Below are 21021 nucleotides of genomic sequence, written 5' to 3'. Positions count from 1 at the left end.
AGCAAAACCATGGTTCCGAGGCTTGACGCCTGCCCCTCTGCAGGCGTAAGCGCGGGCGACCCTCTCACCAGATGCGGATGCGCGCCTCCGCGGGCTTGAACATCCCGTCGCCGGCCTGGGTCTTGAAGGCCTCGTGGAAGCCGTCGTGGTTGACGGCGGCGCCATTGGCGCGGAATTCCGCCGGCGAATGCGGGTCGGCCGTCAGCTGCTGCAGGCGGCGCGGCTCGCGCATCTTTTCGCGCCAGGCCTGCGACCAGCCCATGAAGAAGCGCTGCGGGCCGGTGAGGCCGTCGATGACCGGGGCCGGCTTGCCGCCCAGCGAGCGCAGATAGGCCTTGTAGGCGATCTGCAGGCCGGACAGGTCGGCGATGTTCTCGCCCAGCGTCAGCTTGCCGTTCACATGCTTGCCCGCAATGGGCTCGTAGGCGGCGTATTGGGCCACCAGGCGCTCGCCGACCTTCTCGAAAGCCTGGCGGTCGGCATCGGTCCACCAGTTGGCCAGCGCCCCGTCGCCGTCGAACTGGCTGCCCTCGTCGTCGAAGCCATGGCTGATCTCGTGGCCGATGACGGCCCCGATGGCGCCGTAGTTGACCGCGTCGTCGGCGCGGGTGTTGTACAGCGGCGGCTGCAGCACGGCGGCCGGGAAGACGATCTCGTTGAAGGTCGGGTTGTAGTAGGCGTTGACGGTCTGGGGCGTCATGCCCCATTCGCGCTTGTCCACCGGCTTGCCGGCCTTGGCCACCTGGCGCTGCCATTCGAACTGCGCGGCGCGCTGGCGGTTGCCCAGCGGATCTCCCACCTTCACGTCCAGCGCGGCATAACTGCGCCAGACATCGGGGTAGCCGATCTTGACCAGGTATTTGGAGAGCTTGTCCTTGGCCTTGGCCTTGGTGGCGGGCGTCATCCAGCCCAGGCCGTCGATGGACTCGCCATAGGCGGCCATCAGGTTGTTGACAAGCTTGAGCATGCGGGCCTTGTCGGCCGCGGCGAAGTGGCGCTTCACATAGGCCTCGCCGACCGCCTCGCCCATGTTGTTGTTCAGGTCGGCCACGGCCTGCTGCCAGCGTGGCTGCTCGGTCTTGGCGCCGCTCAGCGCGGTGCCACGGAAGGCGAAGCGGGCCTCCCTCAGCGGCTGGGGCAGCACATCGGCGCCCAGATCCAGCGCGCGCAGGGCGAGATAGGCGCGCACATCCTCCAGCGGCGCCTCGGCCATCAGTTGGGCGGCGGCCGCGGCATAGCTGGGCTGGGCCACGATGACACGGTCGGGCGCCGGCACGCCAGCGGCCGCCAGCAGGGCCGCCCAGTCCAGGCCCGGCGCCTTGGCGGCCAGTTCCGCCGGCGTCATCGGGTTGTAGATCTTCTGCGGGTCGCGGTTGTCCTCGGCCGGCCACTGGGCCTCGGCCAGACGCTGCTCGAAGGCGTAAGCGCGTGCAGCGGCGCCTTCCGGCAGGCCGGCCGCGCCGGACAGCACCTGCAGATAGGTCTGGTAGGCCGTGCGGGCGGCGGCCATGCGAGCGTCGTCCTTCAGGTAGTAGTCGCGGTTCGGCAGGCCCAGGCCGGTCTGGTTCAGCGTCAGGCGGTTGATGCCGGGCTGCTTGAAGTCGGCATCGACGACCATCGTCAGCGGCTGGTCGATGACGCCGTTTTGGCGCCCCAGCCAGGCGGCGAGCTGCTGGCGGGTCTGGAGGGCGGCGATGCTGCCCAGCATGGGCTTCATCGGCGCCATGCCGGCCTTGTCGATGGCCGCGGTGTCCATGAACCCGGCGTAATAGGCGCCGATCTTGTGTTCCGCCGAACCGGGCTTGGCCTGGGCCGCTCCCTCGACGAGGGCGCGCACGCGCTGGTCGGACAGGTCGCGCAGCTGGGCCACCATGCCGAAGGAGGACTTGTCGGCCGGGATCTCGGTGGTGGACAGCCAATGGCCGTTGCCGGCGCGGAACAGGTCGTCCTGCGGGCGCACGGCGCGGTCGATGCCGGCGAGGTCGAGGCCGGAATGCGGTGCGGCACCGGCAAGGCCGGCCAACTGAAGGGACAGAACGAGGGCGGCGAGGCGGTAGATCTTCATCTGGGGCAGCGGTTTGCGCGAAACCGCCAGCCTAGATCAAAGGCCGCGCCCTGCCGAAAGTTGCCCGCTCAGGCCGCTTCCGCCTCCGCCTGCGGGTCCGTCGCCTCCAGCTCGTAGCTGGCCGCCAGCATGGCCAGCCTGCCGATGACACCGTACATGTAGAAGCGATTGGGAGCGCTCGCTCCAGGCTTCTCGCCGGGGCGGGGCAGATGAGGTGAGTCGGCGAAGGCCAGCGGCACATAGCTGGCGCCCGGGGCATTGAGGCTCTCGTCGATGCCGCGGTGGGCATGCACGCGGTAGTAGCCGCCGACGACGTAGCGATCCATCATGTAAACGACCGGTTCGGCCACGGCCTCGTGCACGCGCTCGTGGGTGGGCACGCCCTCTTGCACGATGACCTCCTGGCCCAGGTTCTCGGGCAGCGCTGCAGCCAGGCCCTCGATGTCCTTGGCGTCGCGCACGGTCATGACGCCCTTGCCATAGCTGCCCACGTCGCTCTTGATGATGACGAAGGGCTTCTCGTTGATGCCGTATTCCTTGTACTTGCGGCGCACCTTGGTCAGCTGGGCGTCGGCCGCCGTCTGCAGCGCCTCCAGGCCCTTCTTGCCGTGCAGGTCGACGCTGCTGGACATGGGCGTGATCAGCCAGGGGTCCATGCCCAGCAGCTTGCCGAAGCGCTTGGCCACTTCCTCATAGGCGCGGAAATGCTGGCTCTTGCGCCGCACCGTCCAGCCGGCATGCAGCGGCGGCAGCAGGTATTGCTCATGCAAGCCCATCAGCTGCGGCGGCGTGCCGGCCGAGAGGTCGTTGTTGAGCAGGATGGTGCAGGGGTCGAAGCCCTTGAGCATCAGCCGGCCACGCTTGCGCACCAGGGGCTCGACGACCAGGGTCTCGCCGTTTTGCATGCGCAGCTCGGTGGGCTCGGTGACGCTGGTGTCCAGCGTGCCGAAGCGCACGTTCAGGCCGGCCTGCGTGAAGATGCGGGCCAGCGTGGCGAGGTTGTCCAGGTAGAAGCTGCACTGCGCACCGGTTTCGGGGATGACCAGCAGGTTGCGCGCCTCGGGGCAGATCTTCTCGATGGCCGCCATGGCGGCCTGCACGGCCTGGGGCAGCATCTGGGCCGTGAGGTGGTTGAAGCCGCCGGGGAACAGGTTGGTGTCGACCGGCGCCAGCTTGAAGCCGGCATTGCGCAGGTCCACCGAGGCGTAGAAGGTCGGCGTGTGCTCCATCCATTCCAGCCTGAACCAGCGTTCCGTGGCCGGCATGGATTCCAGGATGCGGGCCTCCAGCTCATTGATGGGGCCGTTGAGGGCGGTGATCAGATGGGGAACCATGGCCGAATGATCTCAGAAGCTGTGAATGGACTCTGCGCGGCCGAGCAGACCGCCGCAGCGTCGCCAATCAAGGCGCAAAACGCCGCCGTAGCTGGGGGCTACGGCAAGTTTTGCAACGCCGAGTGGCGGCGTTGCGGCGAGATGAGCGGGCGTGCGGTGTTCGTTTGCAGCTTCTGCAGGTCGACCCACCTGGGGGCGACCGGACGGATCACAAGACGCCGCCCGCGCAGGAGGTGCGCCCGCGCCCGGCGTGCTTGGCCCGGTAGAGCTCATCGTCGGCCCGCTTGATGGCAGCGGCCAGGGCCTCGCCGGGCTGGACGCGCACGGCGCCGGCACTGAAGTCGACGACGAAGCCCAGGCTCGCCTCACAGCGTCGCGTCAGTGCCATGTGCAGGCGCGAGTCCAACCGGCCGAAGGCCTCGGGCTCGCAGTGCTGCAGCAGCAGGCAGAACTCCTCGCCGCCGTAGCGGCCGACCAGGTCGCTGGCGCGCAGTTCGCCGCGCAGCACCTCGCCGGTGAGCTTGAGCACCTCGTCCCCGACCGGGTGGCCGCGTTCGTCGTTGACGCGCTTGAAGTGATCCAGGTCCAGCATCATCAGCACGGGAGCCGCCTCCCTCGTGGCGCCGATCCCCAGCGCCCGGCCGGCGCGGTTCATCCATTCGCGGCGGTTCAGCAGGCCGGTCAACGTGTCCAGCGAGGCCAGCCGCACCAGGGCCTGCTCGGCCGCGTCACGATGCGCCAGCAAAAAGCCCATGGTGCCGAGCACGAGGCTGGCGTTGAGCAGCATCATCGAGCCGATGTTGAGCGGATTGGGCGTGAGAAAGCGCGGATAGATCTCGGGCCAGCCCAGCGCCAGGCAGCCGCGGGCCAGCGTCATCGCGCCGTTGGCCAGCGCAGCGCCGCCGCACAACCAGCGCCAGCGCATGCCGCCCGCGCCGCGCAGCAGCAGCACGCTGGCCCAGATGATCTGGGCGCCGATGGTCAGGTTGGTCAGGCCGGTGGCGACGCCGAGGTCGCTGAAGACCAGGGCATGCACGACGCCCAGCCCCAGCGGCGCACCCAGCAGCCAGCGCCGTGAGGCCCTCAACCCCAGGAAACGACAGGCCGTGATCACCGTGGCCGAGGCCGACCCGCTCAGCGCCATGACCCCGAGCGTCGCCAGCAGGCGCGGTGCGCCAAAGGTGGCGCCAATCAACAGGCCGAAGCCGAATGCCTGGCCGAGGAGCATGAACTGCCAGGCCTGCAAGCCGCTGCGGGTGCGCAGCCCAACGCCGACGGCCAGCGCCAGGCTCATCAACAGCGCGTTGACCAGCACCGCCCCGAGGAGGGTGATGACATCCATACGGGCCAGCATAACGGCGGGTCCGCAGGGGCCAAGAAAAAGCCGCCCCGAGGGGCGGCCTGGCGTGAAAGAGGGGCCAGCTTGGCGCCGGTCCCCGGGATCACTTGTGGTAGGCCGTCTCGCCGTGCGACGAGATGTCCAGACCTTCGCGCTCTTCCTCTTCGGTGACGCGCAGGCCGATGGTCATATCGACCAGCTTGTAGGCGATCAGCGAGACGATGCCCGACCAGACGATGGTGATGCCGACGGCCTTGGCCTGGATCCAGAACTGCGCGCCGATCGAGAAGTCGGCCGGCGTGATCATGGTCGCCGTGACCCAGTCACCCATGGCGCTGGGGCCACCCAGGTTGGGCGAGGCGAACACGCCGGTCAGCAGGGCGCCGACGATACCGCCGACACCGTGCACGCCGAAGACGTCCAGCGAGTCGTCCGCACCCAGCAGCTTCTTCAGGCCCGACACACCCCACAGGCAGGCGAAGCCGGCGACGATGCCGATGACGAGACCGCCACCGATACCGACGTTGCCGGCGGCCGGCGTGATGGCCACGAGGCCGGCGACGGCACCCGAGGCAGCACCCAGCATCGAGGCCTTGCCCTTGAGCAGCGCTTCACCCACGCACCAGGCCAGCACGGCGGCAGCCGTGGCAGCGAAGGTGTTGATGAAGGCCAGAGCCGCGAAGCCGTTGGCTTCCAGTGCGGAGCCGGCGTTGAAGCCGAACCAGCCCACCCACAGCAGCGAGGCACCGACCATGGTCAGCGTCAGGCTGTGCGGCGTGAACTGCTCCTTGCCGTAGCCGACGCGCTTGCCGATCATGAAGGCACCCACCAGGCCCGCAACGGCGGCGTTGATGTGCACCACGGTGCCGCCGGCGAAGTCCAGCGCACCCATCTGCCAGATATAGCCGGCCTTGGCGTTCATCGCATCGGCGACTTCCTTGGCGGAGTAGGCATCCGGGCCCATCCAGAACCAGACCATGTGGGCGATCGGCAGGTAGCTGAACGTGAACCACAGCGTCAGGAAGGCCAGGGCCGCCGAAAACTTGATGCGTTCGGCGAAGGCACCAATGATCAGGCAGGCGGTGATGCCGGCGAAGGTGGCCTGGAAGACGGCGAACACCATCTCGTACATCGGCACACCCTTGCTGAAGGTGCCGCCGGTGGCGAAGGTGCCTGCGACGTTGTCCCAGATGCCCTTCATGAAGAGGCGATCCGTGCCACCGATGAAGGCATTGCCCTCGGTGAACGCGAAGCTGTAGCCGTACAGCACCCACAGCACGACGATCAGCGAGAAGCCGACCATGACCTGCATCAGCACCGACAGCATGTTCTTGCTGCGCACCAGGCCGCCGTAGAACAGCGCGAGGCCAGGCACCGTCATCATGATGACGAGCAGCGTGGACAGCAGCATCCAGGCGGTGTCGCCCTTGTTGGGCACGGCAGCGGCCGGGGCAGAGGCTGCATCAGCCGGCGCGGAGGCGGCAGAATCGGCTGCGGAAGCTGCGGGAGCAGCCGTGGCCGCCACGGCGGCGGCAGGCGCCGAAGCAGCTTCCTGGGCCCAGGCGGCCGGCGCCAGCAGGCCGGCGGCAAGCGCAAGGCCGGCGAGGAGTTTCTTCATTTGAGTGATCTCCAAACGGTTGTTATGGACGCGCTTCAGAGCGCGTCGTTGCCGGTTTCGCCGGTGCGGATGCGTACGACCTGATCCAGCGGCGACACGAAAATCTTGCCGTCACCGATCTTGCCGGTGCGGGCGGAGGACTCGATGGCCTCGATGACGCGCTCGACGACGTCGTCGTTCACGGCGGCCTCGATCTTGACCTTGGGCAGGAAGTCGACGACGTATTCGGCGCCGCGGTACAGCTCGGTGTGGCCCTTCTGGCGCCCGAAGCCTTTGACTTCGGTGACCGTCAGCCCCTGCACGCCGATGGCGCTCAGGGCCTCACGCACCTCGTCGAGCTTGAAGGGCTTGATGACGGCAGTGATCAATTTCATGTCGCTCTCCAGTAATCAGAAGGTCTTCTTCAGGCCGACAACCAGCATGGTCTTGCCCATGAACTTGCCGTTGGCGGGACTGGCGTAGAAGCTCTTGTCGGCATCGGTACCGATCACGGCGCCGCTCAGCACCAGGCCGGAGAAGTCCTTGGCCAGCGTCAGCGAGTAGTCGGAGTAGGAGCCGGCGGGCACGTGGCGCATCGTCTGATGGCCGATGTGCGGCGTCAGCGTCATGCCATCGCCCAGGTCGAAATTGGCCGACACGTCGAAGTAGCCGCTGTACTTGGTGCCCGGCACGCCGAACAGGTTGGTGCCGTTGGTGTTGGAGTACTTCGCCGTCACGGGGCCGTAGCTGAGTGCGCCGTAGATTTCGAAGGTGTTGGCGCTGGTGGACAGCTTGTTGCTGGGGTAGTAGTACTGCAGCACGCCGACGTCCAGCGTCAGGCCCGTGGCGACTTCGGTCTTGTAGCCGCCGTACAGGTCGACCTCGACCTGGCCGTCGCCGCCCGCGTCCTTGATCCACTTGATCGTCGACGCCCAGGCGCCCACGTAGAAACCGCTCGGCGCGGCGTAGTCCAGGCCGCCTTGCAGGGCCGGCTTCAGGCGCGACTGGGAAATGCCGCGGTAGCGGTATTCGCTGACGACGCCGACGTTGAACGACAACGGGTCCGGCGCTGGCGCCGGCTCATCGGCAAACGCAGGCAGAGCGGCCGCGGCCAGTGCCAGAACGAGCAGCGAAGGGGACAACTTCATGGCGGGGAGCTCCTGAGTAAAAAAGTGGGGGGTTTCGATCCGGCGGGGTATTTGCAGCTTCCGTGCCAAGCGTCACACCTTGTCACCCCGCACGAATCTGGGCGGGTCGCGCCCCCAAGTCAGGCATTTGCACCAAATTGGATCTTCGTGCGGTTTGGATGGCACTTATACGGTGCATTCCTGGGAGAAGCACCGGGCCGATCTGCGACGGACCGGCGGCTAGACTGGCCCGCCGGCTCAGGAGCCGCACTGATGCCGGGATCGTCCGCCCCCGGCACGATCAATGCAGCCGCCAGCGTCAACTACCCCCGCCAGCCGACCTTCAATGAGTCTCGCCACCGTCTACAGCCGCGCTCTCGATGGCCTCGCCGCCGCGCCGGTCACCGTGGAAGTCCATCTGGCCAACGGCCTGCCGTCGTTCACGGTCGTCGGGCTCGCAGACACCGAGGTCAAGGAAGCCCGCGAGCGCGTGCGCGCGGCGCTGCAGAACAGCGGGCTGTCATTCCCAGCGAACAAGCGCATCACGGTGAACCTGGCCCCGGCCGACCTGCCCAAGGAAGGCGGCCGATTTGATTTGCCGATGGCACTGGGCCTGCTCGCCGCGAACGGCCAGATCGATGCCGCCAGGCTCGCGCGTTTCGAGTGTGCGGGCGAACTGTCGCTGGCCGGCGAGGTGCGCGCAGTGCGCGGCGCCCTGGCCATGGCCCTGGCGCTGCGCCAGGACGGTGGCGAGCGAGAACTGCTGCTCCCCGAGGCCAGCGCCGCCGAGGCGGCCCTCGTCGACGGCCTGGTGGTGCGGCAGGCCCGCCATCTTCTTGACGTGGTGGCGGCCCTGCAGCCCGACGGCGAAGCCCTGCCGCGCGCCATCGCCCTGACCCGCGAGGCCGCACGCGGCCTGCCCGATCTCGCCGACATCAAGGGCCAGGCCGGCCCCAAGCGGGCGCTGGAGATCGCCGCGGCGGGCGGCCACAGCCTGCTGATGGTCGGTCCGCCCGGCACCGGCAAGTCCATGCTGGCGCAACGCCTGTCCGCGCTGCTGCCGGCGCTGGATGACGAGGCTGCGCTGGAATCCGCCGCCGTGCTCAGCCTGGCCGGCCAGTTCGACATCGCGCGCTGGGGGCTGCGCCCGCTGCGCTCGCCCCACCACTCGGCGTCGAGCGTGGCGCTGGTGGGCGGCGGCTCACCGCCCCGGCCGGGCGAAATCTCGCTGGCCCAGCACGGTGTGCTCTTCCTGGATGAACTTCCTGAATTCCCCCGCGCCGCGCTGGAAGCCCTGCGCGAGCCGCTGGAGACCGGTCGCATCCTGATCTCGCGCGCCGCGCGCCAGGCCGAATTCCCGGCGCGCTTCCAGCTCGTCGCCGCGATGAACCCCTGCCCCTGTGGTCATCTGGGCAGCCCCCTGAAAGCCTGCCGCTGCTCGCCGGACCAGGTCTCACGCTACCAGGGCCGCCTCAGCGGCCCCTTCCTCGATCGGCTCGACCTGCTCATCGAAGTGGCTGCCGTGCCGCCGCGCGACCTGCAGGACCTGGCCCCGGGCGAGCCCAGCGCCGTCGTCGCGGAACGGGTCGCCGCAGCGCGTGAGCGGGCCGTGGCGCGCCAGGGCGTGGCCAACGCCCAGCTGCAGGCCCAGGACCTGGCCGAACATGCGGTGCTGGAGCCCGCAGCCAAGGCTTTGCTGGAGCGCTCGGCCGAGCGCCTGGGCTGGTCGGCACGCAGCTTTCACCGCGTGCTGCGCGTGGCCCGCACGGTGGCCGATCTGGCGGGAGCGGCGGCGATTGGCAGCGCCCATGTCGCCGAAGCCATCCAGCTCCGCCGGGGGCTGCCCGGGCAGGCGGGCTGACCATGCGCCGCCGCATCGGGCTGGCGCTCGGGCTGGCCACCGCGCTGCTGCTGGCGGCGATCGCGGTGCCGTCGCAGGCCGCGACGATCAGCATTGCCGTGCCCAGCGGCCCGGTCGCCCTGCCGCTGCTGGTCGCCATCGAGCAGCACCTGTTCCAGGCCGAGGGGCTGGACGTCGTACGCATTCCCTGCAACAGCGGCAAAGCCTGCCTGGCCGCGCTGCGCTCTGGCGTCGCCGAAGTCGCCGCGGGCGCCGAATTTGCCGTCGCGATGACGGCTGCGCAGACACCGGCCGTCACCATCCTGGCGTCCATCGGCGAGTCGACCGCTCAGATCAAGCTCATCGCCAGCCGGCGCGCCGGCGTGCGCGAGAGCCGGGACATGGCCGGCAAGCGCATCGCCACGGTGGCGGGCACCTCGGCCGAGTACTTCCTGGACCGCTGGCTCACCTATCAAGGCATCGACCCCGACCGCGTCAAGCTGAGCTTCGCCGAGCCCGGCGCGTTGGGCGATCTCGTGCAGCAGGGCAAGGCCGCCGCGGCGGTCGTGTGGGAGCCGGAGGCGGCCCGCATCGAGGAGCGGCTTGGCGCCGATGCGGTCCGCCTGCCTTCGGCCCATGTCTACACCCAGCACTTCTGCATCGTGGCCCAGGCCCGCGCAGTCGACCGGGACCGGCCGCGTTTCGAGAAAGTCCTGCGTGCCCTGCTGCGGGCCCAGCGCTTCATCGCCGAATCGCCCAACGAGGCCCAGGCCATCCTGGCGGCCAACCTGAAGGTCAGCGCCGCCGTGGCGCAGCGCCTGATGGCCGAGCAGGACTACCGACTCGCCCTGCATACCTCGCTACCGGCGACGATGCTCAGCCAGATCCGCTGGCAACTGGGCCAGGACGGCAAGGCGACGGAACCGGTCCCTTCCATGCAGCAGCTGATCGACGCCCGCCCGCTGCAGTCACTCGCCCCGGGCTCGGTCACGCTGACACGATGAGGTTCGCCTTGAACACACGACGCCTGCTGGCATTGCTGGTGGCATGGCTGGCAGGTACCGTCGCCGCGGCGCCGCTGACCGTGGCGGTGTCCCGGTCGCCGCATTCGCTGCCGGTGCTGGTGGCCCTGTCCGAAGGTCTGTTCGAGGCCGAAGGCCTGACGGTCAAGGCCATCGAGGCGCCCAGCGGCCGCCGCTGCCTGAAGCTGATGGCCGAAGGCCAGGCCCACCTCGGCACGGCTGCCGACACCGCCATCGCCTTCGAATCCTTCGAACGCACCGATTTCTCCGTCATCGCGACCTTCTCCAGCACATCCAGCGACGTCGAACTGGTCACCCGCCGCAGCGCCGGCATCAAGGCCGCCCGCGACCTCATCGGCAAGCGCGTCGGCGTCGTCAAAGGCACCTCGGCCCAATACTTCCTGGACACCTTCCTGCTCAACAACGATGTTGATCCCAAGAACGTCCTGCAGGTCGCCATCCAGCCCGAGGGCGCGCTGGACGCCATGGCCGCCGGCCAGGTGGACGCGGTGGCCGTCTTCCAGCCCTTTGCCTATGCGGCGGCGCACAGCCCGCGCGTGGACGGTGTCGTGCTGAGCGAATCCGGGGACTACAAGCAGACCTTCAACCTCGTGGTCCAGACGAGCGTCCTGAAGGCGCGGCGGCCCGACCTGGAGCGCTTCCTCAAGGCCATCCACCGCGCCAACGAATTCATCCGCGCCCAGCCGCGCCGGGCCGAGGCCATCTTCGTGAACCGGCTGGGCGTCGAGCCCGGCTTTGCGCGCTGGTCGATGCAGCGCACCCACGCCGAGCTGTCCCTGGACGAGGCCTTGCTGCGCACGCTGCAGTCGCAGGCGAACTGGGCGGTGCGGGAGGGCTATGCCACCGGCAGGAAGCCTGCCGATTACCGCGCCTTGGTCGACGCCGCGCCGCTGCGTGCCGTGCTGCCCAACGCCGTCGGCCTGCCTCGCTGACCTGCACCACCATGAAGATCCGCTCCCTCTTCATTGCCGCTGGGGCCGTCGCCGCGCTGGTGGGCACGTCGGCCATCGTCGCGATGTGGACCGCCACCCGGCTGGAAGGCCGCGCGGAAGCCCAGCAGCAACGGGCGCAGCAGGTGGCGCGCGACGTGGCGGGCCTGGTCGGCGCGACCTACGTGTTCCAGCGCGAGCGCGACGAGCTCTCGGTCTCGGAGTGGAAGAGCTGGCACGCCAACATCGTGCGTGACCTGGCAGGCGCCGATCTTCAGGGATCAGCGCATGCCGAAGTCGAGTTGCTGAGAGACGCGGCCGGCCGGCTGCCTGCTCTCTTTGAGCGCGCGCTGAAAACGGCAGCCGCGCCAGACAGCGACTTCCAGCGCCGCCGCCACGACCAGGCCTTCGAGCTGCTGCTCGGCGACACCCAGGCCATGGCGGACGCGGCCTTCCGCTGGTCACGCAACGCTGGCGACGCGCGCAGGCTCGCGGAGGACGTGCACGAGCAGGTCACCATGGCCGCGGTGGTCGCCTTCAGCATGCTGCTGGTCGTACTGGCCAGTGTTGGCGTGCGCCGCGTGCTGCGGCCGCTGGCCCTGCTCACGCAGGCCACCGAGGCCCTCGAGCGCGGCGAGCAGGTGCCGTTGTTCGGCAGCACGGCCCGGGACGAGCTCGGCACCCTCAAGCGCCGCTTTGACGCCATGACCATCGCCCTGCAGCGCCGCACGGGCGAGCTGCGCGAAGCCGAGCAACGCATGCGCGCCGTTGCGGACAACGTCCCCGTGCTCATCACCGAGTTCGATGCCGGCGCCCGCATCGTGTTCGCCAATGCAACGGCCGGGCGGATCTACGGCGTGCCGGCCGAAGCGCTTGTCGGCAAGCACGTCAGCGACGTGCGCGGCGAGGACGGGGCGCGGCAACTGCAACCCCACATCGAGGCTGTGCTGCAGGGTCAGTCCGTCGAGTTCGACAGCACGCAGGCACTGCCCGGGGCGCAGCGGCATTTCCATCAACTCTATGTACCCAGGCGCGACGCGCTCGACACGGTGGTGGGCTTTTATTCGGTGTCGATGGACATCACCGAACGCAAGGCCGCCGAGCTGGCCGTCCAGGCTTCGGAACATCGGCTGAAGGACATCACGGACAACATCCCCGTTGTGGTCTCCCACTTCGACAAGGACCTGCGCGCGGACTTTGGCAACCTTGCCGCCGAGCGCGTGCTGCGGCGCCCCATCTCCGAGCTGCTGGGGCAGACCTTCCGCGAGATCCGGGGAGACGCGGTGTGGGAGATCGCCAAGCCCCATATCGACGCCGTGATGCAAGGGCAGCCCCGCCAGTTCGAATCCTTCGTGACCCATGGCGATGGCACCCTGTACTTCGCGCAGCGTTATGTGCCCGACGTCGATGCGGCCGGCCAGGTCCAGGGCTTCTATTCCGTCTCCTTCGACATCACGGAACGTCGCCAAGCCGAGGCGAAGCTGGCCGAAAGCGAGAAACGGTTGCGTGACATCGCCGACAACCTGCCGGTGATGATTTCCTATATCGACAAGGACCAGCGCCTGCTGTTCCTGAACGAGACCTTCAGCAAGTGGACGGGCCTGGATCACCGCACCACCGTCGGCAAGACCGTCGCGGAGGCCGTGCCGGCGGCACTGTACGAACAGCGCCGCGAGCACCTGGCGCGGGCGCTTGGCGGCGAGCGTGTCGAGTTCCATGTCGAATCCACGGCGGCCGGCGCGGCCCGCTCGCTGCACAACCTCTACCTGCCCGACATCGCCGAGGACGGCTCAGTCCGCGGCCTCTATGCGCTCAGCACGGACGTGACCGAACGCCGGCAGCTCGAGCGCCAGCTTGCCGAGCTGGCCCGCACTGACGCGCTGACCGGGCTGCCCAACCGCTACAGCTTCAACGAGCAGCTGGCCGCGGTGATCAAGCGGGCCCACCGGGCGCAGAGCTTCACGGCGCTGCTGTTCCTTGATATCGACCGATTCAAGCTCATCAACGACAGCCATGGCCACGGTGTCGGCGACGAGGTGCTGTGCGAGTTTGCGCGGCGGCTGCAGCAACTGGTCAGGGGCACCGACTTTGTCGGCCGGCTGGCGGGAGACGAATTCGTCGTCGTGCTGGAAGGCCTGCGCGCTGCCACCGAGGCCGAGATCGTCGCCGGCAAGATCATCGAGGCCATCAACCGGCCGTTTGCCACATCGGCCGGCGAACTGTCGATAGCGACGAGCATCGGCATTGCCGTTCACCCGCGAGACGAACTCGGCGGCGAGGAACTGCTCGGCCGTGCCGATCAGGCGCTGTATCTCGCCAAGGGCGCGGGGCGCAACCAGTACCGGTTGCACGCGTCGTAGCAGGCCTCGTCAGGGCCTGACGAGCTGGCCGTTTTTCTCGCGCACGGTGTCGCCGGCCCTCAGCATGGGATCGGCGCCGAGTTCGACGCTGCGCATACGGCCATGGCGGTCGACGACCTGCGCGACCCAGACGGTGGACTTCTTGGCGTTCTTCTCGACCTCATTACCGGCATAGCCGCCAGCGGCAGCCCCGCCGACGGTCGCCAGCTTCTTGCCGGTGCCGCCGCCCACCTGGTTGCCCAGCAGGCCGCCAATGACGGCACCACCCACGACACCCAGGCCGCTGCCCTTGCCCTTGCGGGTCTCGCTGTGGATTTCCTGCACCCACAAGCAGCCGTCGCAGAGCGCGCTGCGCTGAGCCTGCGTCGGGACGGACAGCACCGGGGCCGGGTTGTCCTCGGCGCGAACGGAAGTGGACAGGGTGGCCGCCAGGGCCGCGGTGGCAATCAGCAACTTCATCGCATCACTCCTTGGAACCCGCCCTGCCCTGGCTTCGCGCCGCGTCAGGCGCGCACGAAGCCGTTCTCGGTCAGCCTGACCTCATCGCCGACGCGCAGGCCCGGGTCGGCGCTGCGCTCGAAGCGGCGCAGACGGCCATCACGCTCGCGCACCTGCACGATCCAGACGTTGTAGCTCTTCTGGTTCTTCTCGATCTCGTTGCCGGCATAACCGCCACCCACGGCGCCCGCCACGGTGGCGAGCTTCTTGCCGTTGCCGCCACCCACCATATTGCCCAGCAGGCCGCCGACGACGGCGCCGCCCACGGCACCGACGCCGCTGCCCTTGCCACGGCGCGCCTCGGTATGCACGTCGGTCACGCGGCCGCAGCTGTCGCACAGCGCGGGCGGGGCCTGGGTTTCAACCACGGGCGCCGGCTGGGCCTGGCGTACCGGGTCGGCACTGGCCAGCCGTTGCGGTGCGGCGGTGGTCTGCTGCTGTGTCGTCGCGGCAATCGGCTCACTGGTGACCGTCTGCGACCGGCCCACTGCATAGGCGCCACCGAGCAGCGCCAGCACGACGGCGACGCCGGCGACGATCTGCGTGGACTTGACGGAATTCATGGGGGTCGACATGGGGCCTCCGATGTGGTTGGTATGACCCGAAGCATGCCGCCCCTACAGCGGCCCTCCCTGTAGGACGAAACCGCTTCAGGCCCAGGGTGTCGACCTAGCCCAACAGCGGCGCCAGCGCGCGGCGCGCCTCGGTCTCGTCCAAGCCACAGCGCACGGCCCAGTCGGCGAGCTGGTCGTCGCCGATGCGGCCGACATTGAAGTACGCCGCGTCAGGGTGCGCCAGGTAGAAGCCGCTGACGCTGGCCGCTGGCGTCATTGCCATGCTGTCGGTCAGGCCCATGCCGATCTCGTCGGGCGCGAGCACGCGAAACAGGTCGCGCTTGGAGAGATGGTCGGGGCAGGCCGGGTAGCCGGGCGCGGGGCGGATGCCTTCGTACTTCTCGGCCACGAGCTCTGCATTGCTCAGCGCCTCGGCCGGCGCATAGCCCCAGAACTCACGCCGCACGCGCTCGTGCAGCCACTCTGCGGCGGCCTCGGCCAGGCGGTCGGCCAGGGCCTTGAGCATGATGGCCGAATAGTCGTCATGGGTGGCGAGGAAGTCCGCCTCCTTCTTGTCGACGCCCAGGCCCGCGGTGACGGCGAACATGCCGACGTGGTCGCCCTCTTCCGCAACAAAATCGGACAGGCAGCGGTTGGGGCGCTTCACTCCTTCGACGACGGGCCTCTCTGACTGCATGCGCAGGCCGTGCCAGACCATGGGCGGTTCGCTGCGAATGGCAATGTCGTCCTCGTTGACGCGCGCGGCCGGGTAGAGGCCGAAGACGGCATGCGCCTGCAGCCAGCGGCCGTCGATGATCTTTTTCAGCATCGCCTGCGCATCGGCAAACACCTTGCGCGCCTCGCTGCCAACGACAGCGTCATCAAGGATGGCCGGATACGGGCCAGCCAGGTCCCAGGTCTGGAAATAAGGGCCCCAGTCGATGTAGCGGGCCAGTTCCGCAAGGTCCAGGTTCTTCAGCACACGACGACCGGTGAACTTCGGGGCGGGCGCGACGCGGCTCAGGTCCAGCACGGCCTTGTTGGCCCGTGCGGCAGCCAGCGTCACCAGCGGCGTCTGCTTCTTGTTGGCATGCAGTTCGCGGGTCTTCTCGATGTCGGCTTTCAGCTCTGCGATATAGGCCGCGGCGCGGTCATCGCTGAGCAGCTCGGTGCACACGCCCACGGCGCGCGACGCATCGGGCACGTAGACCACCGGGCCGTCGTAGTGCGGCGAGATCTTGACGGCCGTGTGCACGCGGCTGGTCGTGGCGCCGCCGATCAGCAGCGGCATGTGGCGCGACGAAAAGTAGTCGTCGCGCTGCATCTCGGCCGCGACGTGCTGCATCTCTTCCAGGCTCGGCGTGATCAGCCCGGACAGGCCGATGATGTCCGCGCCCTCTTCCTTGGCTTTGCGCAGAATGTCCTGGGCCGGCACCATGACGCCCATGTTGACGACTTCGTAGTTGTTGCACTGCAAGACCACCGTGACGATGTTCTTGCCGATGTCGTGCACGTCGCCCTTGACGGTGGCGATGACGATCTTCCCCTTGGGCTTGGCGTCGCCGCCGCCCTCGATCAGCAGCCGCTTTTCTTCCTCGATATAGGGCAGCAGGTGGGCCACGGCCTGCTTCATGACGCGGGCGCTCTTGACAACCTGCGGCAAGAACATCTTGCCCTGGCCGAACAGGTCGCCGACGACGTTCATGCCGGCCATCAACGGGCCTTCGATGACGTGCAGCGGCCGGCCGCCCTTGGCCAGAATGGCCTGCCAGGCTTCCTCGGTGTCTTCGGTGATGAAGTCGGTGATGCCATGCACCAGCGCGTGCGACAGCCGCTGGTTCACATCGCCGGCGCGCCAGGCCAGGCGGGCCGAATCGTCCTTGCCGGCACTCTTGGCGCGGTCGGCGATCTCGATGAGGCGCTCGCCCGCATCCGCGCGGCGGTTCAGCACAACGTCCTCGACGCGCTCGCGCAGCTCGGCGTCGAGGTCGTCGTACACGCCCACCATGCCGGCGTTGACGATGCCCATGTCCATGCCCGCCTGGATGGCGTGGTACAGGAAGACGGTGTGGATGGCCTCGCGCACCGGCTCGTTGCCGCGGAAGCTGAACGACACGTTGCTGACGCCACCCGACACCTTGGCACCGGGCAGGTTCTGCTTGATCCAGCGCGTGGCTTCGATGAAGTCCACGGCGTAGTTGTCGTGCTCCTCGATGCCGGTCGCGATGGCGAAGATGTTGGGGTCGAAGATGATGTCCTCGGCCGGGAAGCCGACCTCGTCGACCAGGATGCGGTAGGCCCGCTCGCAGATTTCGGTCTTGCGGGCGAAGGTGTCGGCCTGGCCCTTCTCGTCGAAGGCCATCACCACGGCCGCGGCACCGTAGCGGCGCACGAGCTTGGCCTGGCGGCGGAACTCATCCTCGCCTTCCTTCATCGAGATGGAGTTGACGATGCCCTTGCCCTGGATGCACTTGAGGCCAGCCTCGATGACGCTCCACTTGGACGAGTCGATCATGATCGGCACGCGCGCGATCTCGGGCTCACCGGCGATCAGGTTCAGGAAGCGCACCATGGCCGCCTGGCTGTCCAGCATGGCCTCGTCCATGTTGATGTCGATGACCTGGGCGCCGTTCTCGACCTGCTGGCGCGCGACGGCCAGCGCCTTCTCGAACTCCCCCGCCAGGATCATGCGCGCGAAGGCCTTGGAGCCGGTGACGTTGGTGCGCTCGCCGATGTTGACGAACAGGCTGCCGGCATCGATGGCGACGGGCTCGAGGCCAGAGAGCTTCAGTGCAGGAGGCGAAGGGGGCGTGGTCATCGATGGGGCTCAGGCAGAGGATCGATGAGCGCCGTTTTCAGAAATCCGAGCCTGGCAGGCAAGAAAACCCGTCGCAGCGCTCCTCGGATGGCCGGGAATTCTACGCAGCCACCCCTTCGTCCTCGCTCAAGATCGGCTTGCCGAAGCCGAAGGCCGTTGAGAATGCCTCAATCCATGGCCTCTGAACTCATCCCTCTACCGACCCGCACGCTGCGCCTGGGCATGACCCTGCCCTACGACCTCTTCGACGCCAACGGCAAGCTGCTGTTCGCGCGCGGCCAGGTGCTGCGTGACTCGCCGCTGGTGCGCAGCCTCGTCGATGGCGGCGCGTGGGTGAACTCCGCAGACACCATGGAGTACCAGCGCGCGCTGGCCCATCGGCTGGACACCATGGTCATGCAGGACGTGCCGCTGTCCGACATCGTCAAAGCCGACGGCAGTTTCCGGCTCGACACTCTGGCACCGACCAAGGTGGAACTCGGCCCGCGCGAGGCCTGGTCCAACCTGCTGCTGCACACCCACAGCCTGCTGCGCGAGGCCGATCCGGTTGATTTCACCGCCCGACTGGCCGCGCTGCGCGACACCGCGCTGAAGCGCCTGCACGCCCACCCTGACGCAACCCTGATGCTGCTGATCTTCGAGAGCAGCCAGGAATTCGGCGACTACAGCGCCCGTCACGCGCTGCTGACGCTGCTGCTCTGCGACCTGGTCGCCCAGCAGATGCAACTGGCACCGGAACTGCGCAGCGCGCTGCAGGGCGCCGCGCTGACGATGAACTACGGCGCCGGCCCCGCCCATGACCGGCTGGCCAACCAGCTCGACGCGGCCACGCCCGCCCAGCGCCAGGCCCTGGCCGCTCACGGCGACCGCGCTGCGCAGCGCCTGGCCCAGGTCGGCGTCACCGACCCCGTCTGGCTGACCGCCGTGCGCCTCCATCACGAGGCCGGGCCCGGCCCGCTCGGCAGCCGCAGCGATGGCGAGAAGCTGGCCCGACTGCTGCGCCGCATCGACCTGTTCGGCGCGCGCTTGTCGCCCCGCCGCAGCCGCCAGGCCATGAGCGGCGCCGCGGCCGCCCGCGCCGTCTTCCTCGACGAACTCGGCCAGCCTGACGAAGCCGGCGCGGCGCTGATCAAGACCGTGGGCCTGTACCCACCCGGCAGCATCGTGCGCTTGGCCAATGGCGAAGTCGGGCTCGTCTTCAAGCGCGGCTTCAGCGCCAACGAGCCTCTCGTCGCTGCATTGATCGGCAAGAGCGGCAGCCCGTTGAGCAACCCCGTGCCACGCGATACGCGACTGGCCGCCCAGGCCATCTCGGCCAGCCTGGCACCGGCGGATTTCAAGCTGCGCGTGAATCTGGAAGCCCTGCTGAAGCTCTAGACGGCGGTTGAATCGACCGGCAAGAGCGGCCCGCGGGCCGCTCTTTTCATTCCGCCGCTTGCATTCGCCGGACTGTGCATATATTCTGTGTATACACATTATGCACAGCAGTCTCTTCATCTCGCAGACCGACGCGAGGCCGATGTACCTCCAGATCGTCGAGCAGATTCGCCAGCGCGTTGCCGCCGGGGACTGGCCGGCCGGGCAGGAGCTGCCGTCCATCCGCGCGCTGGCGGCGGACCTGCGGATCAGCGTCATCACCGTGAAGCGCGCCTACCTGGACCTGGAATCCGAAGGCGTCATCGTCACCCGCCACGGCAAGGGCTCCTTTGTGGCCGACGCGCAAGGCTTGGCCAAGGACATGCGCCTGGCGCAGCTCGACACCCACCTGAGCGCGGCCGGCGAGATTGCCAGGTCGCTGGCCATGCCCGAGCCGGATTTGATCGAACGACTGCGCAACGCGCTGAATCAGGAGCCCGACAAATGAGCGCGAAAGCCATTGAGATGAACGGCGTGCGCAAGGCGTTCCGCTTCTTCACGCTGGAGAACGTGTCCCTCGACCTCGAACAAGGCCAGATCATGGGGCTCGTCGGCCCGAACGGCGCCGGCAAGAGCACCACCATCCGGCTGCTGATGGGCCTGCTGACGGCCGACGCCGGCAGCATCCGACTGCTTGGCCATGACATGCCTCAAGACCAGGCCGCCGCCAAAGCCGATGTCGGTTTCGTCAGCGACGACATGAAGCTGCTGCCGCAGGCCACACTCGCCTGGCACATGGACTTCGTCGCGTCCATCTACCCCGGCTGGGACGCGCAGTACGCCACCCAGTTGCTCAAGCGCTTTGGCCTGCATGCGGGGCAGACCGCCAAGAGCCTTTCCACCGGCGAGCAGGCCAAGGCTCTGCTGCTGCTGGCCTTGGCTCGCCGCCCGCGCCTGCTGGTGCTGGACGAGCCCACCTCGGGCATGGACCCGGTCGCCCGCCAGGAGCTGCTGACCGAGTTCATGGACGTGCTGCGCGACGACAGCCGCTCCATCCTGTTCTCGTCGCACAACACGCTGGACGTGGAGCGCATTTCCGACCGCATCACCTTCATCGATCGTGGCCGTGTCGTGGCGTCCAACAACAAGGAAGATTTCCTCGAACGCTGGCGCACGCTGCGTTTGCGGCTACCGGACGGTGCGCCCGATTGGCGTCTGCCAGAGATCGTCCACCGCGACGTCGACGGTCCCAACGTCACGCTGACCATCGACGGCTTCAGCGACGACTTCCTCGCCCGCCTCGGCGCGCCCGTGCAGGAGGTGCACCGCATGAGCCTGGAAGAAGTCTTCGTCGCCACCGTCATGCACAGCAGGCAAGCGCAGGAGGCACGCCCGTCATGAAGCTGCTCACCCGCAAGCTCGTCGCCAAGGAGCTCTACGTCTACCGCTGGCTGCTCGTCGGCGCCACCGCTGCCGGCTTTGCCGGGCTGCTGACCGCGGCCAGCGGCGAGGTGGGCTTCAACATCGGCTTCATCGTCTGGCTGACAGCGATCATTGCGTTGGGCGTCATGCTGGCGCTGTTCGGCGTCGCCTCCGAGCGCAAGGAGCGCTCGCTGCTTTTCGTGCTGAGCCTGCCGCTGTCGCCAGGCGACTATGTGCGCGCCAAGCTGCTGGGCCTGCTCGCCAGCTTCCTGTTGCCGTGGGCTGGCTTAAGCGCCGGCGCGGTGGCGCTGATCCTCGTCATGCCGGGCATCGCGGACGGGCTGCTGCCCTACGCCGTGCTGCTGTGCGTCTTCCTGCTGCTGAACTTCGCGCTGGTGCTGTGCGCCGCGCTGAACATCAGCTCCGAGGCGGGCATGGGCGGCGTCATCATCCTCACGAACATGTCGGTCTCGCTCTTCATGATGGGCGTCGGCCGCATTCCCGAGGTGGGGCAGTACATGCTCGCCGCCACCCCCGTCTGGAACGGCACGTTCTGGCTGCTCCTCGCCGCTGAAGCGGCGCTCACCGTCCTCGCCCTGTCCCTGCCCCTGTTCACCGCCGCACGTCGGCGCGACTTCCTGTGAGGAGGCATGAACCAACCCCTCACGCCCGCTCATCCCACCGCAACGCCGCCACTCGGCGTTGCAAATGCTCGCCGTAGCACGGGCTACGGCTCCGC

General features: G+C 68.3%; 17 protein-coding genes and 1 riboswitch. Of the genes, 8 read left to right on the top strand and 9 right to left on the bottom strand.

Annotated elements, in window-relative coordinates:
• Window positions 1-64: 64 nt before the first annotated feature.
• The 6 genes from AC1DW0_RS08595 to AC1DW0_RS08570 all read right to left on the bottom strand — a co-directional run bounded on the left by AC1DW0_RS08595 (window position 65) and on the right by AC1DW0_RS08570 (window position 7483).
• Window positions 65-2065, bottom strand: a complete 2001-nt coding sequence (locus AC1DW0_RS08595) for a M13 family metallopeptidase (RefSeq protein ID WP_477945400.1) — start codon at window positions 2063-2065, stop codon at window positions 65-67.
• A 68-nt stretch (window positions 2066-2133) separates the two neighbouring features.
• A complete protein-coding gene (gene gshA, locus AC1DW0_RS08590; protein ID WP_056192333.1) occupies window positions 2134-3399 on the bottom strand; it encodes a glutamate--cysteine ligase in 1266 nt (421 codons plus the stop codon).
• A gap of 208 nt (window positions 3400-3607) precedes the next feature.
• On the bottom strand, window positions 3608-4753 hold the full coding sequence (locus AC1DW0_RS08585) for a GGDEF domain-containing protein (RefSeq protein ID WP_477855944.1): 1146 nt from the start codon (window positions 4751-4753) through the stop codon (window positions 3608-3610).
• An 88-nt stretch (window positions 4754-4841) separates the two neighbouring features.
• Window positions 4842-6356, bottom strand: coding sequence for an ammonium transporter (amt, locus tag AC1DW0_RS08580; RefSeq protein ID WP_457350938.1), 1515 nt, complete (start codon window positions 6354-6356; stop codon window positions 4842-4844).
• Window positions 6357-6391: 35 nt separating this feature from the next.
• Window positions 6392-6730 (bottom strand): P-II family nitrogen regulator, encoded by a 339-nt coding sequence (gene glnK / locus AC1DW0_RS08575; protein WP_056192325.1) that lies wholly within the window; start codon window positions 6728-6730, stop codon window positions 6392-6394.
• Between the two features lie 15 nt (window positions 6731-6745).
• Window positions 6746-7483, bottom strand: a complete 738-nt coding sequence (locus tag AC1DW0_RS08570) for a TorF family putative porin (RefSeq protein WP_056192317.1) — start codon at window positions 7481-7483, stop codon at window positions 6746-6748.
• 325 nt (window positions 7484-7808) lie between these two features.
• Here AC1DW0_RS08570 and AC1DW0_RS08565 point away from each other — a divergent pair, with 325 nt between their 5' ends.
• Genes AC1DW0_RS08565 through AC1DW0_RS08550 form a run of 4 tightly spaced genes read left to right on the top strand, consistent with a single transcriptional unit; the run spans window position 7809 to window position 13634 of the window.
• Window positions 7809-9323, top strand: a complete 1515-nt coding sequence (locus AC1DW0_RS08565) for a YifB family Mg chelatase-like AAA ATPase (RefSeq protein ID WP_457390545.1) — start codon at window positions 7809-7811, stop codon at window positions 9321-9323.
• Window positions 9324-9325: 2 nt separating this feature from the next.
• Window positions 9326-10306 carry an ABC transporter substrate-binding protein gene (locus tag AC1DW0_RS08560; RefSeq protein WP_457390544.1) on the top strand — a complete coding sequence of 327 codons (981 nt, stop codon included), beginning with the start codon at window positions 9326-9328 and terminating at the stop codon, window positions 10304-10306.
• 8 nt (window positions 10307-10314) lie between these two features.
• On the top strand, window positions 10315-11277 hold the full coding sequence (locus tag AC1DW0_RS08555; RefSeq protein ID WP_477945399.1) for an ABC transporter substrate-binding protein: 963 nt from the start codon (window positions 10315-10317) through the stop codon (window positions 11275-11277).
• An 11-nt stretch (window positions 11278-11288) separates the two neighbouring features.
• Window positions 11289-13634 carry a diguanylate cyclase domain-containing protein gene (locus AC1DW0_RS08550; RefSeq protein ID WP_477945398.1) on the top strand — a complete coding sequence of 782 codons (2346 nt, stop codon included), beginning with the start codon at window positions 11289-11291 and terminating at the stop codon, window positions 13632-13634.
• Between the two features lie 9 nt (window positions 13635-13643).
• Here the strand turns inward: AC1DW0_RS08550 and AC1DW0_RS08545 are convergent, their stop codons facing one another.
• The 3 genes from AC1DW0_RS08545 to metH all read right to left on the bottom strand — a co-directional run bounded on the left by AC1DW0_RS08545 (window position 13644) and on the right by metH (window position 17504).
• Complete coding sequence (locus tag AC1DW0_RS08545) at window positions 13644-14093, bottom strand: glycine zipper 2TM domain-containing protein (protein ID WP_477945397.1); 450 nt, start codon at window positions 14091-14093, stop codon at window positions 13644-13646.
• Window positions 14094-14137: 44 nt separating this feature from the next.
• Window positions 14138-14707: a glycine zipper 2TM domain-containing protein gene (locus tag AC1DW0_RS08540; RefSeq protein ID WP_056192176.1), complete on the bottom strand. Its 570-nt coding sequence runs from the start codon at window positions 14705-14707 to the stop codon at window positions 14138-14140.
• A gap of 94 nt (window positions 14708-14801) precedes the next feature.
• Entirely contained in the window at window positions 14802-17504 is a 2703-nt protein-coding gene (gene metH, locus AC1DW0_RS08535; protein ID WP_477945396.1) for a methionine synthase, read from the bottom strand.
• 19 nt (window positions 17505-17523) lie between these two features.
• Window positions 17524-17595: riboswitch (S-adenosyl-L-homocysteine riboswitch) on the bottom strand.
• Window positions 17596-17678: 83 nt separating this feature from the next.
• Between metH and AC1DW0_RS08530 the strand changes: the two genes are divergently transcribed.
• The 4 genes from AC1DW0_RS08530 to AC1DW0_RS08515 all read left to right on the top strand — a co-directional run bounded on the left by AC1DW0_RS08530 (window position 17679) and on the right by AC1DW0_RS08515 (window position 20926).
• Window positions 17679-18881, top strand: a complete 1203-nt coding sequence (locus tag AC1DW0_RS08530) for an HD-GYP domain-containing protein (RefSeq protein WP_477945395.1) — start codon at window positions 17679-17681, stop codon at window positions 18879-18881.
• Between the two features lie 142 nt (window positions 18882-19023).
• On the top strand, window positions 19024-19368 hold the full coding sequence (locus AC1DW0_RS08525; protein ID WP_477945394.1) for a GntR family transcriptional regulator: 345 nt from the start codon (window positions 19024-19026) through the stop codon (window positions 19366-19368).
• On the top strand, window positions 19365-20261 hold the full coding sequence (locus tag AC1DW0_RS08520; protein ID WP_477945393.1) for an ABC transporter ATP-binding protein: 897 nt from the start codon (window positions 19365-19367) through the stop codon (window positions 20259-20261). Before AC1DW0_RS08525 ends, AC1DW0_RS08520 begins: the two co-directional genes overlap by 4 nt.
• Window positions 20258-20926, top strand: coding sequence for a hypothetical protein (locus tag AC1DW0_RS08515; protein ID WP_477945392.1), 669 nt, complete (start codon window positions 20258-20260; stop codon window positions 20924-20926). Before AC1DW0_RS08520 ends, AC1DW0_RS08515 begins: the two co-directional genes overlap by 4 nt.
• The last annotated feature ends 95 nt before the right edge of the window (window positions 20927-21021 follow it).

This window comes from Roseateles sp. P4_D2 (assembly GCF_056401875.1).
This window is presented reverse-complemented; position numbering and strand designations above follow the sequence as displayed.

Coding starts and splice junctions, on each gene's coding strand:
- metH (WP_477945396.1), bottom strand. CDS start 17,504: ATGACCACGCCCCCTTCGCCTCCTGCACTGAAGCTCTCTGGCCTCGAG.
- AC1DW0_RS08570 (WP_056192317.1), bottom strand. CDS start 7,483: ATGAAGTTGTCCCCTTCGCTGCTCGTTCTGGCACTGGCCGCGGCCGCT.
- AC1DW0_RS08595 (WP_477945400.1), bottom strand. CDS start 2,065: ATGAAGATCTACCGCCTCGCCGCCCTCGTTCTGTCCCTTCAGTTGGCC.
- AC1DW0_RS08525 (WP_477945394.1), top strand. CDS start 19,024: ATGTACCTCCAGATCGTCGAGCAGATTCGCCAGCGCGTTGCCGCCGGG.
- AC1DW0_RS08530 (WP_477945395.1), top strand. CDS start 17,679: ATGGCCTCTGAACTCATCCCTCTACCGACCCGCACGCTGCGCCTGGGC.
- gshA (WP_056192333.1), bottom strand. CDS start 3,399: ATGGTTCCCCATCTGATCACCGCCCTCAACGGCCCCATCAATGAGCTG.
- AC1DW0_RS08545 (WP_477945397.1), bottom strand. CDS start 14,093: ATGAAGTTGCTGATTGCCACCGCGGCCCTGGCGGCCACCCTGTCCACT.
- AC1DW0_RS08560 (WP_457390544.1), top strand. CDS start 9,326: ATGCGCCGCCGCATCGGGCTGGCGCTCGGGCTGGCCACCGCGCTGCTG.
- AC1DW0_RS08565 (WP_457390545.1), top strand. CDS start 7,809: ATGAGTCTCGCCACCGTCTACAGCCGCGCTCTCGATGGCCTCGCCGCC.
- AC1DW0_RS08515 (WP_477945392.1), top strand. CDS start 20,258: ATGAAGCTGCTCACCCGCAAGCTCGTCGCCAAGGAGCTCTACGTCTAC.
- glnK (WP_056192325.1), bottom strand. CDS start 6,730: ATGAAATTGATCACTGCCGTCATCAAGCCCTTCAAGCTCGACGAGGTG.
- AC1DW0_RS08550 (WP_477945398.1), top strand. CDS start 11,289: ATGAAGATCCGCTCCCTCTTCATTGCCGCTGGGGCCGTCGCCGCGCTG.
- AC1DW0_RS08520 (WP_477945393.1), top strand. CDS start 19,365: ATGAGCGCGAAAGCCATTGAGATGAACGGCGTGCGCAAGGCGTTCCGC.
- amt (WP_457350938.1), bottom strand. CDS start 6,356: ATGAAGAAACTCCTCGCCGGCCTTGCGCTTGCCGCCGGCCTGCTGGCG.
- AC1DW0_RS08540 (WP_056192176.1), bottom strand. CDS start 14,707: ATGTCGACCCCCATGAATTCCGTCAAGTCCACGCAGATCGTCGCCGGC.
- AC1DW0_RS08585 (WP_477855944.1), bottom strand. CDS start 4,753: ATGCTGGCCCGTATGGATGTCATCACCCTCCTCGGGGCGGTGCTGGTC.